Source organism: Bacillus cereus group sp. MYBK79-1, assembly GCF_051915365.1.
GTDB lineage: Bacteria > Bacillota > Bacilli > Bacillales > Bacillaceae_G > Bacillus_A.
This window is the reverse complement of the sequence record NZ_JBQAEO010000009.1, coordinates 195,581-210,049: the sequence shown is the minus strand read 5'-3', so window position 1 is coordinate 210,049 and position 14,469 is coordinate 195,581. Positions and strand designations below refer to the sequence as shown.

Sequence of the window (14,469 nt, the reverse complement as noted above, 5' to 3'; positions counted from 1 at the left end):
TATCCGGTATTAGCCCCGGTTTCCCGGAGTTATCCCAGTCTTATGGGCAGGTTACCCACGTGTTACTCACCCGTCCGCCGCTAACTTCATAAGAGCAAGCTCTTAATCCATCCGCTCGACTTGCATGTATTAGGCACGCCGCCAGCGTTCATCCTGAGCCAGGATCAAACTCTCCAATAAAGTTAGTTTGTCTAGCATCTAAAATAAAAATTGACGTTTCACGTTGTTTGTTTCGTTCAGTTTTCAAAGAACTTGTCCGCCGCTTCAGAAGCGACTTCATCATATTAACATCTTCATTTTTTGATGTCAACTATGTTTTAAAATTTCTTTTTTGTCGTTTTATGCGTTTCCGCATCAGCGACGTTTATTAATATACCATCATGTTTTTTAAATAACAAGTGTTTTTTATAAAAAAGCACAAAAAAATATCCATCCTACTTTCTTCTATATAGATACACCTCATCCCCTCTATAGAAAACAGCTATTTAAATTGTATACCAGTACACTCGACTTAACCAAACCGCATTTCATAACCCCTCCCTAGATTTTCATTCTCTTCTATAGTAAAGCTCATAATCATTTACTTCTCTACAGACTAACAATATAAAAAAGGATATAAATTCACCTCTTCCCCCTCCAATCAGTATTTTCGCTGCCTAATAAAGCGAACATGCTGATTTTTGGCTTTTTTCCTCCACACAACTTATTAGTTGAACGAATCGGGCGTTTACAGACAACTCGACTTCAACCGAATTTTGAGGTGAGAGTCTTTTCGTCCGGCAAATAGCGAGATAAATAACGAAATTACTACAAAAACATTAACTTAAGATTATTGTTAGAATTTTTTTACATTTAATTAATGAAAAATATCCATTTTTTGTTATATAGTAAGAAAGGACGTACTCAACTATAAATAAACCAATGGAGGAATCACTTTATGGATAGGTTAACGAAGTTTTCATTAAAAAACCGCGCCGCTGTTATCATCATGGTTTTTCTCATTTCCATACTTGGCGTTTATTCCGGCTCTAAATTACCTATGGAGTTTTTACCTAGCATCGATAACCCCGCAGTCACTGTCACAACCTTATCTCCAGGACTCGATGCTGAAGCAATGACGAAAGAAGTAACTGACCCCCTTGAAAAACAATTCCGGAATTTAGAACACGTCGATACCATCACCTCTTCTACGCACGAAGGATTATCACGCATCGATATTGCGTATACATCAAAGGCAAATATGAAAGATGCAGCACGCGAAGTTGAAAAGGCCATTAATACAATTAAATTACCTAAAGATGCAACTAAACCCATAGTTAGCCAATTAAATACTTCTATGATTCCACTCGCCCAAATTGCTATCCAGAAGCAAAACGGATTTTCAAAAGCAGATGAAAAACAAATCGAAAAAGAAATCGTACCACAACTCGAAAGCATTGATGGTGTTGCCAACGTTATGTTTTTCGGAAAATCAGCTTCTGAATTATCTATCATACTAGACCCAAACCAATTAAAAGATAAAAACGTAACAACAGAACAAACATTAAAAGTTTTACAAGGAAAAGAAACTTCCACTCCTGCTGGAGCCGTTACCGTTAATAAAGAAGAATATAATCTTCGCGTCATTGGGGATATCAAAAATGTAGATGACATTAAAAACGTCACCGTTGCACCTCAAGTAAAATTGCAGGACGTTGCTCAAGTTGAACTTAAACAACACTACGATACAATTTCACATATAAACGGAGAAGAAGGCACTGGATTAATCATCATGAAAGAGCCAAGCAAAAATGCGGTTGCAATCGGAAAAGAAATTGATAAAAAAATCAAAGATATAAGTAAACAATATAAAGATCAGTTTTCTATTAAACTTTTAGCCTCAACTCATGAGCAAGTTGAAAATGCTGTTACTAGTATGGGAAAAGAAGTAATTCTTGGAGCAATTGCCGCTACTCTAATTATCTTAATCTTTCTGCGTAACTTCCGAACGACACTCATCGCTGTTGTCAGTATTCCGTTATCTATTTTATTAACTCTCTTTTTACTACACCAATCTAACATCACACTTAACACTTTAACACTTGGTGGTTTAGCTGTTGCAGTTGGACGTCTCGTCGATGATAGCATCGTTGTCATTGAAAATATTTTCCGTCGTTTGCAAAAAGAACCTTTCTCTAAAGATATTATTCTCAATGCAACGAAAGAGGTCGCCGTCGCAATTACTTCTTCTACTTTAACAACAGTCGCTGTCTTCTTACCTATCGGCCTTGTATCAGGGGTAATCGGAAAATTAATGTTACCTATGGTATTAGCAGTTGTATATTCTATACTATCATCCTTAATTGTTGCACTAACAGTTGTTCCTCTTATGGCTTTTTTACTGCTCAAAAAAACAAAGCACAAAAAACCAAGTTCTTCACCACGATATGTCGCTACATTAAAGTGGGCTCTTTCGCATAAATTCATTATTCTACTTACTTCTTTATTATTATTCGCAGGATCGATTGCAGCCTATGTATTACTACCGAAAGCGAATATAAAATCTGAAGACGACACAATGTTATCTATTAACATGACTTTCCCAGCTGATTACGCTCCTGAAACGCAAAAACAAAAAGCCTTTGACTTCGAAAAAAAGCTACTTTCTAATTCGGATGTAACGGATGTTATTTTACGGATGGGATCTAGCGCAGAAGATGCACAATGGGGGCAAACGACTAAAAATAATCTTGCAAGTATATTGGTAGTCTTCAAAAAAGGTTCTGATATCGATCAATATATTAAAGAGTTAAAACAAGAACAGAAAACTTTTGAGCCCGCTGAACTTGATTATATAAAAATGAGTTATTCAAGCTCTGGCGGCGGAAACAATTTGCAATTTAACGTAACAGCCACTAACGAAACAAATTTAAAAGAGACTGCTACTATGGTAGAAACAAAACTAAAAGATATAAGTGCTCTCTCTAAAGTAAAAACGAATTTAGAAGACTCTAAGAAAGAATGGCAAATCCATGTCGATCAAACAAAGGCCGAACAACTAGGATTAACACCAGAATTAGCAGCACAACAAGTAGCATTCCTTATGAAGAAATCACCTATTGGTGAAGTTTCAATCAATAATGAAAAAACAACTATTATAATAGAATACAAAAAAGAAAACATTACGAAACAAGAAGACATTTTAAACACAAACATACTATCACCTACCAATGGACCAACTCCTTTAAAAGACATTGCAACTATTTCAGAAAAGCAACTTCAAACAGAAGTCTTCCATAAAGACGGAAAAGAAACGATTCAAATTACTGCCGAGGCCTCAAATGAAGATTTAAGTAAAGTGAACAAAGAAGTAAACGAAGTGATAGCTAACTTAGATTTACCTAGCGGCGCAAAAGTAACTATTGCAGGTGCAACTGAATCTATGCAAGAGAACTTCACAGATTTATTCAAGATTATGGGGATTGCAATCGGGATTGTATATTTAATTATGGTTATCACCTTCGGACAAGCGCGCGCTCCTTTTGCAATTTTGTTCTCCTTGCCATTAGCTGCTGTCGGCGGCATTTTAGGATTAATCATTTCAGGAACACCTGTTGATGTAAATTCCTTAATCGGCGCATTAATGTTAATCGGAATTGTCGTTACAAACGCTATTGTATTAATAGAAAGAGTCCAACAAAATCGGGAACACGGAATGGAAACAAGAGAAGCCTTACTAGAAGCGGGATCTACTAGATTACGTCCAATTATTATGACAGCTATAACGACAATCGTTGCTATGCTCCCTCTCCTATTTGGTCAATCGCAAGCCGGAAGCATGGTATCAAAAAGTCTTGCCGTCGTTGTTATCGGTGGTTTAGCAGTCTCAACCGTTCTTACATTAGTAGTCGTTCCAGTTGTGTATGAACTATTAGATAAAATCGGGAGAAAAAGACGCTCTCGTAGAAAAATAAATACTTCTACAGAAACACCTGATATTTAAAGAAAAAGGCGTTATCTTCAAGAACGAAGATAACGCCTTTTCTCTACTTACCGATATAATCCATCATTTTTTGAGCATATCGCTCTAGAGGTTTACCAGAATCTACAATAAGATATTCACTATTTAAAGGTCTTTTACTACCATCTAACCACTTTTTAAAAGCTACTTCCGAATCCACTTTTCCAATCTGACTGACCATACGTTTACGTGTTTGTAGCCTATTATCAATCTCTTCCATATCATTAAGATAACATTCGACATATTTATATTTGACACCATGTTTATTAGACAGTTTCATTCCTTTTTCAACCATCCCTTCATATAAAGTGAAACTTTAATCAGTGGGGGGGGTGTTCATCCCCCACTGATTATTAGTTGAACCAATCGGGCTTTTACGGGCAGTTGATCCCCACCTAACTTCTTTGCTTTCGCTGAATTTTGAGGTGGGGGTCTTACTGCCCGTTAAATGCGGGATAGACATGGACTATCCAATATAACACTATGCCCTTGTTCTAAATAAGAATCAATCAATGCCCATTCAACATCGTATGATACTCCTCCAACAATTGTCGATTCAACCCCTTTCATTTTTAATGATTGTAACAATGCCGATTTCAAAACGTCATGATCTACAATTACAGCACCTGTTGACTTCGCTATATACTTAGAAACTGTCGATTTTCCCGATCCAGGAAAACCTGACATTTGCAGAAAAAACAAATTAACTTCTCCTCTCATCCGTACCTATTCATCTATATAATCAATTACAAATTCAACAATCATTACATCTATTCCTTCTATATTAAAATACAAAAGAACTCCCTACTTATAAATAGAGAGTTCCTCTTTATATTTTATGCCACTTTTACTTTCTTCGTCGTTTTACTTTTTCTTTTCGTTCCTGTAAAACGTTTGTGTAATACAGATGCTATTAAGCGTGAAATAACATTGAAAAGTAACACCATAATAATTAATACAGCTGCAGATTTCGTTGCAATCAACTTCGCATCTGGGATAAACCCTTCCGAATTTAACTTCCAAATGTGAACTGCTAACGTTTCAGCTGGCCTAAATGGATTTAAAGGATGCGCAGGACTTGATAACTCCACTGCTGAATTTAAAATTGGAGATGTTAAACCTGCTGTGTAAATTAATGCCGCCGCTTCCCCAAATATACGACCCGCCGCTAAAATAATACCTGTAATAATTTGTGGTAATGACGATGGGATAATAATACGAGCAATTGTTTGCCACTTCGTTGCACCTAATCCAAGACTTGCCTCTTTTACATTATGAGGAACTTCTGAAATGGCATTTTCACAAACACGTGTTAAACCTGGTAAGTTTAAAATCGTTAAAGCAAGAGCACCACCCATTACTGTGTATCCCCAGCCTGTCATTGTAACGAATACTAACAAACCGAATAAGCCAACAACAATAGAAGGTAACGAGGCCATCGTCTCAATACATAAACGAACAAAACTTAAAAAACGCCCTTGTTTTGCATACTCGGCCAGATATATTCCAGCACCTAATCCAAGAGGAATAGATATAATAAGCGTTATAACAAGCATGTAGAAGGAATTGAATAACTGCGGACCAATTCCACCACCAGCTCTTGTATTGCTTGGTTCTCCAAACAAGAAATTAGGATCCCAAAATCCCCATCCCTTTTGTAAAATTTCAAACACCAAGAACACTAACAGCGCTACAACTAAAGCCGCAACTGCATAAAAAATACCTGTCCAAATTTTATTTACCGTTCTTGCATTCATTATTATCGCTCACCTCTTTGCCCAATCGCTCGAATTACTAAAATAAACAGGAATGAAATAACAAGTAAAATCATCGCTAAAGTCCATAGCGCATTGTTCCAAGCAGTTCCGTTCAATGTATTTGTCATATCCATTGTCAAAATACCTGTTAACGTTGCTGTCGGACTATATATTCCTTCTGGTAATTTAATCGTGTTTCCGATTACCATTTGAACCGCTAACGCTTCACCAAACGCACGCGCTAAACCTAAAACAATACCTGTTAAAATCCCTTTTTTTGCAGCAGGAACAATCACTCGGCTAACCGCTTGCCATTTCGTTGACCCTAGACCATAAGAAGCTTCTAAATAATCAAATGGGACAGAGCGTATTGCATCAGAAGCGATACTAGCAATAGTAGGTAAAATCATAATACTTAATACAACAATACCCGCAATTAAACTAAAGCCCACTCCCCCAAACGAATCACGTAATAATGGAACTAAAATTGTAACCCCTAATAATCCGTATACTACTGACGGAATACCAACTAATAATTCTAAAACAGGCTTCAATACTTTATTTCCAAACTTCGGCGAAATTAAATTCATGAATATAGCAAGAGCTATAGCAATCGGCGCACTAATAATAACGGCCCCTAACGAAACCACTGTTGAACCTACAATAAAAATCAAGGCCCCAAAGGTTCCTTCTTCAGCATTTGGATTCCATTTTGTCGATGTTAACATCTCAGTAAATGAGATACCACTTTGTGTAAAAGATTGAATACCTTTACCGCAAATAAACGCAATAATAGCTAATGTAATTAAAACAATAAAAATACCACAAAATGTAACAAGTGTTCTTCCTATATATTCACTTTTCACATAATTAATTTGTTTTTTCCCCTTCATCACAGGACAGACCCCACTTCACAGATTGAAATGAACAGGACTGGCCTTGCAGCCAGCCCCATAAATTTGATTACTTATTTAATTTAGACATTGGAATGTAGCCCATATCTTCTACTTGCTTTTCAAAATCTTTACCTTTTACATAATCAATGTATGCTTTTGTTGCTTCTTTCGCTTCACCTTTTGTTACCATGTACTCATAAGACCAGAATGGATATTTACCAGACGAAATGTTTTCAACTTTCGGTTCAGCACCATCAATTTTCACTGTTTGTAGCGCACCCTTTTTCTCGCCAACCATGTAAGACATTGCTAAATAACTTACTGAACCTGGAGTAGAGTTAATCGCTTGCTCTACTGCACCGTTAGAATCTTGTGTAGTACCAGTTCCATCATTAATTTTCGCGTCTTTCATAATTGTTTTTTCAAATGTAGCACGTGTACCAGATGAAGCTGGACGATTAATTACGTTGATTTTTTCATCTTTCCCGCCTACTTCTTTCCAGTTTGTTACTTTTCCAGTGAAGATATCTTGTACTTGTTGTACTGTTAAATTATCAACTTTTACATCTTTATTTACGACAAGTGCGAATGCGATACCCGCTACCTTGTTATCTACTAATTCTTTCGCCTTTTCAGCATCTTTTATTTTATCTGCAGACGGAACATCTGAATTACCAATTTGCACCGCACCTGAAGCTACTTGGTTAATCCCAGTTCCACTACCGCCACCTTGAACTTGAATAGAAACTTTTGAATTTTTCTCCATGAATCTCTTTCCAGCTTCCTCCGCAAGAGGTAGAAGAGCTGTAGAACCAGCCGCTGCAATCGTACCTGATAATTCTTGCTTTGTATTATCGCTTCCTTTAGCGTTCTCTTTACTAGCTGTATCTTCTGCTTTCCCACATCCAACTAACGCTCCTGCTACCACTAAAGCTGCTAAAGAAAATTTAATACCTTTTTTCATAACCATGTCTTGTACCCCCATTTGGATTATCGCTTTTCGAATTCATTTTCTTTCGAACACAAATTCATTCTATGACAACAATATTATGTGAGTGTTAAGCAATTTTTAATTTTAGGTAAATGACGATAATACGCCTTAAAAGCTAGGAATCCCAACATTTATAGTTAAAGAACCCAACAAAATCCACACTAACTGAGCTGTAATGTAAATTTATTCTTAACAATGTAAATTCAATGTAAATGTTTTTCTCTCTTTTCCCTTTTAATTAAAGTTACATTTACAATTAAACTGTATTTTTTAACTTTTACACTTTTACTTTATTTACATTAAGCAGAATTCCAGTAATTTATTTAGTACAACTAAATAAATTGGAACAATTCTAAAAATAAATGAATATTTTTAAAGTACTAATTGACAGCATCATCCAATGTGGTCTACTATATTAGTAGCAAAAAGTTTACCTAAGGAAACTTTTTAAACTTCAACTAAAAATATAGAGATGAGGTAACTTTTATGGTATCGGCTAATACAAAACCCCTTTCCGAATTTAAAACAGGAGAGTTTGTACAAATTGAGAAGATACAATTAGAAGGAACTATGAAACGACGTTTATTAGACTTAGGGTTTATCCCCGGGGCAACAATTAAAGTATTACAACGCAGTCCACTTGGAGATCCGGTCGCTTATCAAGTAAGCAACACAACTATCGCACTGCGTAAGGAAGAAAGCTCCCTTATTTTCGGGGTATTAATAGGAGATGATTTCAGATGAGCAAGCATCGTATTGCTTTAGCTGGCAACCCGAACACCGGGAAAAGTACATTATTTAATACTTTAACAGGCTTAAAACAGCATACTGGAAACTGGACGGGAAAAACTGTTTTAAAAGCCGAAGGGGAATATGAACATAACGGAAATAAATATACATTAATAGATTTACCAGGAACTTACTCACTATATTCAAATTCTGCGGATGAAGAAGTAGCGAGAGATTATATTATATTTGAAAAACCAGAAGTAACTGTAGTTGTTATAGATGCAACTGCTATGGAAAGAAATTTAAATTTAGCACTTCAAGTGATGGAAATGACGAGCAACGTAGTCATTTGTATTAACTTAATTGATGAAGCTGAGAAAAAAGGCATCATCATTGATGAAAAAAAATTAGCGAAATCACTCGGTGTACCTGTAGTTAAGATTTCCGCTCGTAACCGAGTAGGCATTGGTCATTTACTAAATGTCATCGCTAAAGTAGCAAACAAAAAACTAATTCCAACACCAATTAAAATTACTTACAGCGAAAAAATTGAAAATATGATTCAAGAATTAGAACCACAAATTTATAAAGTGTTCGGTGATACGTATCCAGCACGTTGGATTGCGTTACGTATATTAGATGGAGATAAAAATTTCTTAACTACACTTCAACAACACCATAATGAACCACTTGTAAGGGAGGTCGTAATTAATGGAATCTCACTCAGCCAGTAAAGCTCTTCCATTAGACTATATTGTTCAACATGCGCAAACACTCTCAAAAGAAGATATACGCGATGATATTGTCGGAGATATTTATCGAACATCTGCAAACATATGTAAAGAATCTGTTCAATATACAAATACTGATAAATTGTATCGTTCCGAAAAACTAGATAAAATTTTCACATCTCCAATCTGGGGATTCCCAATTATGCTCGGTATTTTATCTATTATTTTTTATCTTACAATTGCAGGCGCTAACGTACCGTCTGATATGATTGCTGAATTCTTCGGGTGGGCCGAAGGATATTTAACATCTTGGTTCCAGGCAGCACATGCACCTGAATGGTTACATGGCATTTTAATACTTGGCTTATTCCGTGGTATTGGTGCTGTTATTAGTGTTATGTTACCACCTATGGCAATCTTCTTCCCTATGTTCGCACTATTAGAAAACTATGGATACTTACCACGTGTCGCATTTAACATGGATCGCTTATTCAAACGCTCCGGTGCACACGGCAAACAATCTTTAACCATGGCAATGGGCTTTGGTTGTAACGCAGCCGCTATTATGTCAACACGTATTATTGAATCACCACGTGAACGTATGCTTGCAATCTTAACAAACAACTTCGTTCCTTGTAACGGTCGCTGGCCTATGTTAATTTTAATGGCTTCATTATTTATGGCTGCTGGTTATACAGGTAGTATGCAAACATTAGTTACTGCTAGCGTTGTAGTTGGGATGGTTGTAATTGGTGTTATTATGACATTAACTGTTTCTTGGGTACTATCAAAAACAGCTTTAAAAGGTGTGCCAACTCACTACACACTTGAGTTACCGCCGTACCGTAAGCCAAAGGTTTGGAATACAATTGTGCGTGCGACACTCGACAAATCAGTCTATGTTTTAAAACGAGCTGTTGTTGTAGCTGCCCCTGCTGCTGCATTAACTTGGTTACTAGCTAACATTTTCATCGGTGACACAAGCTTACTTATGTATTTTGTAAACTTCCTAGATCCGTTCGCTAAAATGTTAGGACTTGATGGATTTATTCTAGCTGCATTCATTCTTGGACTACCAGCGAATGAAATTGTTATCCCTATTTTATTAATGTCTTATTTATCAACTGGAGCTTTAACTGAAATAGACGATTTTAATCAAATTAAAAATCTATTCTTAGAAAATGGTTGGACTTGGTTAACAGCGTTAAACACAATGTTGTTCTCACTTCTTCATTTCCCATGTGGAACAACACTGGTTAACATATATAAAGAAACAAAAAGTGCAAAATGGACATTCTTATCGTTTGCAATCCCTACCGTTATCGCCATTGTTGTGACATTCCTCTCTACACAGTTGGTACATTGGTTAGGGCTTGTATAAAAGCAAAGCATACATAGAAGGTATCCCCTTCATTTGCTTTGCACGAAAGAAACCTGAATTTATTTAGGTTTCTTTTTTTGTGCATCAGTATTCCAAGGCTGTGCCCCATACGTTGTAAGTTTCTTATGAATAAAGTATATGGTTCCCGGAAGAACCGCCATTAATATCGTGCAACTAATTCCCAATCCAGTAAACAACTTTCATCACCTTATTTCACTCTTTTCGGTAAAGCTGAACCAGAATGTTCAATTGTCGGATGAACATGAACAGTAATTTCAGCATTACTAAAGTAATTTTCGCCTTGATCCCAATTCTTACTTACCTTTTTCCACTCTTTATAATTATGTCGCTTATATATTTCCCCTAATTCTAATACATCTACCTTATATTTTTTTTGAACAAGCTTAATCGATTTTTGGATGCGTTTCTCCATTTCCTCCGAGATATCCTTCTCTAAACGCTTTTCATTCAAAACCTTTTTATGATCACTAAAGTGTAACTCAGCCAATGTACCTTCCAAAGACAAGTGAATATTAAACTCTGGTTTTGTGACATTCGTTGTAGATACTTTAATTTTCCGATGCAACTTATGAATTTCATATGTAATAAGTTGATTCTTTTTACGAATGGTAAAAAAACCTCCAATTTTTTTACCTATTATATAATTCATTCCTAATGTGTCTTCCCCACTCAAACTGCCTACACACTTATTATCCTTTCCATGAAACAACGCTGCCCCGTTCATTTGTACCCCTTGTTTTGTTAGTTCAAGAATAGGTAATACGAAACTTCGGTTGGAAATCATCTTTTCCTGGACTTCACCAATTCTTGCGGCCTCAATCATTTGGGCGTTTTTCGGAGGATGTTCAGCTAACATATCAATATACTGCGCTGGTAAATTTTCAGGCTTGGCACTTTGTTTTAAAATAGCTTCTGCATCTTTCTTAGAAACGAACAAACGAATATTCCTTCTCATCTCATGATCCCGAATATATACATCTAACGTATTTTGTAGAACATATGGGTTCGATAATAAATCTTTAGAAAAAATTATCACTTGTATGTGCGGAAAGAATAATGAGCGACTAACTTTTTTGGCAATAATTCGTATTTGCTCAAAGACATTATCTGCTTTTGCACTAACATTAATATAATTTTCGCTACCCCCACCACCTTGTCCACCCTGCTGTGCTAGCTTACTGGGAAGTACCATCTGATACGTCCCTTTCATAATTGGATTTGATTTCTTTTTTTTCACAATATCATAGGCCGCACCTACTACAAATCCCCTTTCTTCTATTTCTTCTAGCTCAGAGCACCCACTGATAGATCCAGCTAAAACCATGAACATTATAATTTTAAGAAGGTGTTTCATTTCCACCATTCCTTCTTTTTATTTTATATACAATAAAAACTAGCAAAGGTGCTAACACAACAAACCCCATATCTATCCAAGCTAAATAAGTCCCATAGATTGACAAAGAATTCAAACTACTAGGCATCATATTCACCATAAAAATAATAGGGGCACTTACAAAAATAAAAATATGTTTCTTCACTTTCGGAAACATAGCACAAAACAATAAAGATGCGACGTCATAATACATTGCTGTCGTGTTATAAATAGTAATAATCCAAGTAGTAAAAAAAATCGCATCAAACCTTTCTAAAAACCCTCCACCAATTTCAATTTCCTTTCCTAATTCAATTGTTGGATATGTCAACCCGCGTGTTGTCATATACGTAAAAACACTTATACAAGTTACATAAATTAAAATGTATGACAACACGTTTACTATCACCGCTTTCGCAACTGCCATTGGCGCTTTTTTCGCTGTCTTATCGTTTAACAACACCGCATAAAATAAAGCTACCTCAAATCCAATAAACGTAAAAATAGAATTTTTAACACCAACTGCATATTGACTGATATTCGTTTGAAAAGCTGGTAGTAAATTATTTATTTCCATTAAATTTATATTCAATAAAGAAAGAAGCACTATCGCAATTAAAACAATAGGTAAGAATAGAACATTTAACCTTAATAAGGCAGCTCTTGATCCTGCTATTCCATAAATAACGACTAATAAGAAGAGGAAAGACAGTAATTGTATTGGTGTATCACTAAATAAATACGTTTGTGAAATAATCGCAATCATTCGTGACTCATATGCTGTCAAAGCAGCAAACGTTAATACTAAAATGCTACTAATTGTGTATGCAACAGGCTTTGTTAAATGCGCACTCGTATATTGAACAAAGTTTTGTTTCGGGAATAAAATAGCTACCCTCGTTACAAACCAACCTAAAACTGCACATATCAATCCACCCAGAAGCAAAATAATCCAACCGTCTGAAAATAAAGTTTGGTTAGCAATATCTCTCGGCATAGACAATGCCCCTATACCAATAATTGTTGAAGATACCGCAAACCCAATTTCCCGAGATCCAATCTCTTCATCGCCATACTCAAATGGTTTCAATTACTCTCGCTCCTTTGGACGTAATGTAGCGTCTTTCGTTTGTAAATATTCCGGTCTCTCTTTCAACATCGATTTTGGCATACGAATAAGTTCTTCTTTCCAATCTTTATAAAATGCAGGAGCAATAGGCGTTGTATACGGCACCCCGACACTCTTCAAATTCGTAATATGAACCGCGAGTGCAATAAGAGCTAAAATAATTCCATATAGCCCAAAAGCAGTCGCTGCTAATACAAAGACGAAAAGTAAAATCCGAAACGTAATCGTAATGCTATATACAGGGAGAGAAAAGGTAGCAATTGCAGTAACTGCAATAATAATTACTAAAAATGGATTTACAATCCCTGCGTTCACCGCAGCTTCTCCAATTACAAGACCACCTACAATCCCAATTGTTTGCCCCATCGGTTTTGGCAACCTAATTCCAGCTTCTCGTATTAACTCCATCGTTAATGCCATCATTAATGTTTCTATATATGCCGGAAATGGTACCCCCTCTCTCGCTCCCGCAATAGAATAAGCTAATTTAGATGGAATAAGCCCTTGATGATAAGATACAAGCGCTACGTACATGGCAGGTAATAAAACAGCAGCAATACCCGAACCCATCCGCAAAATTCTTAATAAAGTCCCAATTACCCAACGCTCATAGTGATCTTCCACAGATTGAAAAATGTCAACAAATACTAGCGGAGCTATAAGGGCAAACGGTGAGCCGTCCACCAAAATAGCTGCCTTTCCTTTCGCTAATGAGGCCACAATATTATCAGGCCTTTCTGTATTCAAAAACTGCGGAAACGGTGACAAATTATTATCTTGAATGAATTGCTCAATCGTACCCGTCTCAAAGACGACATCTGTCTCTATTGATTGAAGACGCCGATTTAGCTCTTTCACAATATAAGGATTAATAATATCTTCTATATATACTAGGGTTACTTCTTTCTGCGATCGCTTCCCCATAATATAAGATTGAAACCGTAACTTCGGATCACGTAAACCACGGCGGATTAACATTTTATTCACATTAATATCTTCATTTAACCCAACTCTTGGTCCACGGATTAAATCTTCTGTTACCGGCGGTTCTAAACTTCTTTTTTCCCACGCTCTACTATTAATCACGATAGCGGTTGGAATATTATCAATTAATATAACTGTATCTCCCGCTAAAATCGCATTTATAATATCCGGAAACGTTGTCTTCTTACCAACTTCCGCAATAGAAATAAAACGATCCAATAATGTTTGAACAACAGCTTCTTCTTTTCGTACTTCTTCATATTGAAGTGTACGAACTACATATTTATAAACATTATCCTTATCTGTTAACCCACATAAAAAAATAACAGCACAGCGTGTAAAACTACCAGCAAGGGCAACTTCCCTAATTGTTAAATCATTAGGCGAACCTAACTCATTCCTAATTTCTTTCATAACTTCAAATAAGTTACCTTGTAACTCTAACAATTCCCCCACCTAACTTCCTTTTCAACACGTT

General features: G+C 36.1%; 10 protein-coding genes, 1 rRNA gene and 2 pseudogenes. 4 read left to right on the top strand and 9 right to left on the bottom strand.

Features of this window, described 5'->3' with window-relative positions:
• Positions 1-180 (bottom strand): 16S ribosomal RNA (locus ACTFOB_RS16475); the annotation flags it as partial.
• Between the two features lie 757 nt (positions 181-937).
• Here ACTFOB_RS16475 and ACTFOB_RS16470 point away from each other — a divergent pair.
• Complete coding sequence (locus ACTFOB_RS16470; RefSeq protein WP_440027031.1) at positions 938-3,982, top strand: efflux RND transporter permease subunit; 3,045 nt, start codon at positions 938-940, stop codon at positions 3,980-3,982.
• Positions 3,983-4,025: 43 nt separating this feature from the next.
• Here ACTFOB_RS16470 and ACTFOB_RS16465 read toward each other — a convergent pair.
• The 5 genes and pseudogenes from ACTFOB_RS16465 to ACTFOB_RS16445 form a co-directional block, all read right to left on the bottom strand.
• Positions 4,026-4,307: pseudogene (locus ACTFOB_RS16465) on the bottom strand (AAA family ATPase); the annotation flags it as partial.
• Positions 4,308-4,459: 152 nt separating this feature from the next.
• Positions 4,460-4,702 (bottom strand): annotated as a pseudogene (locus ACTFOB_RS16460) (AAA family ATPase); the annotation flags it as partial.
• Between the two features lie 134 nt (positions 4,703-4,836).
• Entirely contained in the window at positions 4,837-5,757 is a 921-nt protein-coding gene (gene pstA / locus ACTFOB_RS16455; protein ID WP_440027029.1) for a phosphate ABC transporter permease PstA, read from the bottom strand.
• Between the two features lie 2 nt (positions 5,758-5,759).
• Entirely contained in the window at positions 5,760-6,650 is an 891-nt protein-coding gene (gene pstC, locus ACTFOB_RS16450; RefSeq protein ID WP_440027037.1) for a phosphate ABC transporter permease subunit PstC, read from the bottom strand.
• Positions 6,651-6,720: 70 nt separating this feature from the next.
• The gene (locus ACTFOB_RS16445) at positions 6,721-7,623 is read right to left on the bottom strand and encodes a phosphate ABC transporter substrate-binding protein PstS family protein (protein ID WP_440027027.1); all 903 of its coding nucleotides are present in this window, start codon (positions 7,621-7,623) and stop codon (positions 6,721-6,723) included.
• Between the two features lie 507 nt (positions 7,624-8,130).
• Between ACTFOB_RS16445 and ACTFOB_RS16440 the strand changes: the two genes are divergently transcribed.
• The 3 genes from ACTFOB_RS16440 to ACTFOB_RS16430 are packed head-to-tail and all read left to right on the top strand — an operon-like array spanning position 8,131 to position 10,485.
• Positions 8,131-8,388, top strand: coding sequence for a FeoA family protein (locus ACTFOB_RS16440; protein ID WP_000252989.1), 258 nt, complete (start codon positions 8,131-8,133; stop codon positions 8,386-8,388).
• Entirely contained in the window at positions 8,385-9,107 is a 723-nt protein-coding gene (locus ACTFOB_RS16435) for a FeoB small GTPase domain-containing protein (protein WP_440027024.1), read from the top strand. Before ACTFOB_RS16440 ends, ACTFOB_RS16435 begins: the two co-directional genes overlap by 4 nt.
• Entirely contained in the window at positions 9,085-10,485 is a 1,401-nt protein-coding gene (locus ACTFOB_RS16430) for a nucleoside recognition domain-containing protein (RefSeq protein WP_440027022.1), read from the top strand. Before ACTFOB_RS16435 ends, ACTFOB_RS16430 begins: the two co-directional genes overlap by 23 nt.
• Before the next feature lie 208 nt (positions 10,486-10,693).
• Here ACTFOB_RS16430 and ACTFOB_RS16425 read toward each other — a convergent pair whose 3' ends face one another.
• From ACTFOB_RS16425 to gerLA, 3 genes are read right to left on the bottom strand one after another with little or no spacing between them, the layout of a single operon-like run.
• A complete protein-coding gene (locus tag ACTFOB_RS16425; RefSeq protein WP_440027020.1) occupies positions 10,694-11,860 on the bottom strand; it encodes a Ger(x)C family spore germination protein in 1,167 nt (388 codons plus the stop codon).
• On the bottom strand, positions 11,844-12,968 hold the full coding sequence (gene gerLB, locus ACTFOB_RS16420; RefSeq protein WP_440027018.1) for a spore germination protein GerLB: 1,125 nt from the start codon (positions 12,966-12,968) through the stop codon (positions 11,844-11,846). Before gerLB ends, ACTFOB_RS16425 begins: the two co-directional genes overlap by 17 nt.
• Entirely contained in the window at positions 12,969-14,447 is a 1,479-nt protein-coding gene (gene gerLA, locus ACTFOB_RS16415; protein ID WP_440027016.1) for a spore germination protein GerLA, read from the bottom strand. It lies immediately after the preceding gene.
• Positions 14,448-14,469: the final 22 nt, after the last annotated feature.

Coding starts and splice junctions, on each gene's coding strand:
- ACTFOB_RS16440 (WP_000252989.1), top strand. CDS start 8,131: ATGGTATCGGCTAATACAAAACCCCTTTCCGAATTTAAAACAGGAGAG.
- ACTFOB_RS16435 (WP_440027024.1), top strand. CDS start 8,385: ATGAGCAAGCATCGTATTGCTTTAGCTGGCAACCCGAACACCGGGAAA.
- pstA (WP_440027029.1), bottom strand. CDS start 5,757: ATGAATGCAAGAACGGTAAATAAAATTTGGACAGGTATTTTTTATGCA.
- ACTFOB_RS16430 (WP_440027022.1), top strand. CDS start 9,085: ATGGAATCTCACTCAGCCAGTAAAGCTCTTCCATTAGACTATATTGTT.
- pstC (WP_440027037.1), bottom strand. CDS start 6,650: ATGAAGGGGAAAAAACAAATTAATTATGTGAAAAGTGAATATATAGGA.
- ACTFOB_RS16425 (WP_440027020.1), bottom strand. CDS start 11,860: ATGAAACACCTTCTTAAAATTATAATGTTCATGGTTTTAGCTGGATCT.
- ACTFOB_RS16470 (WP_440027031.1), top strand. CDS start 938: ATGGATAGGTTAACGAAGTTTTCATTAAAAAACCGCGCCGCTGTTATC.
- ACTFOB_RS16445 (WP_440027027.1), bottom strand. CDS start 7,623: ATGGTTATGAAAAAAGGTATTAAATTTTCTTTAGCAGCTTTAGTGGTA.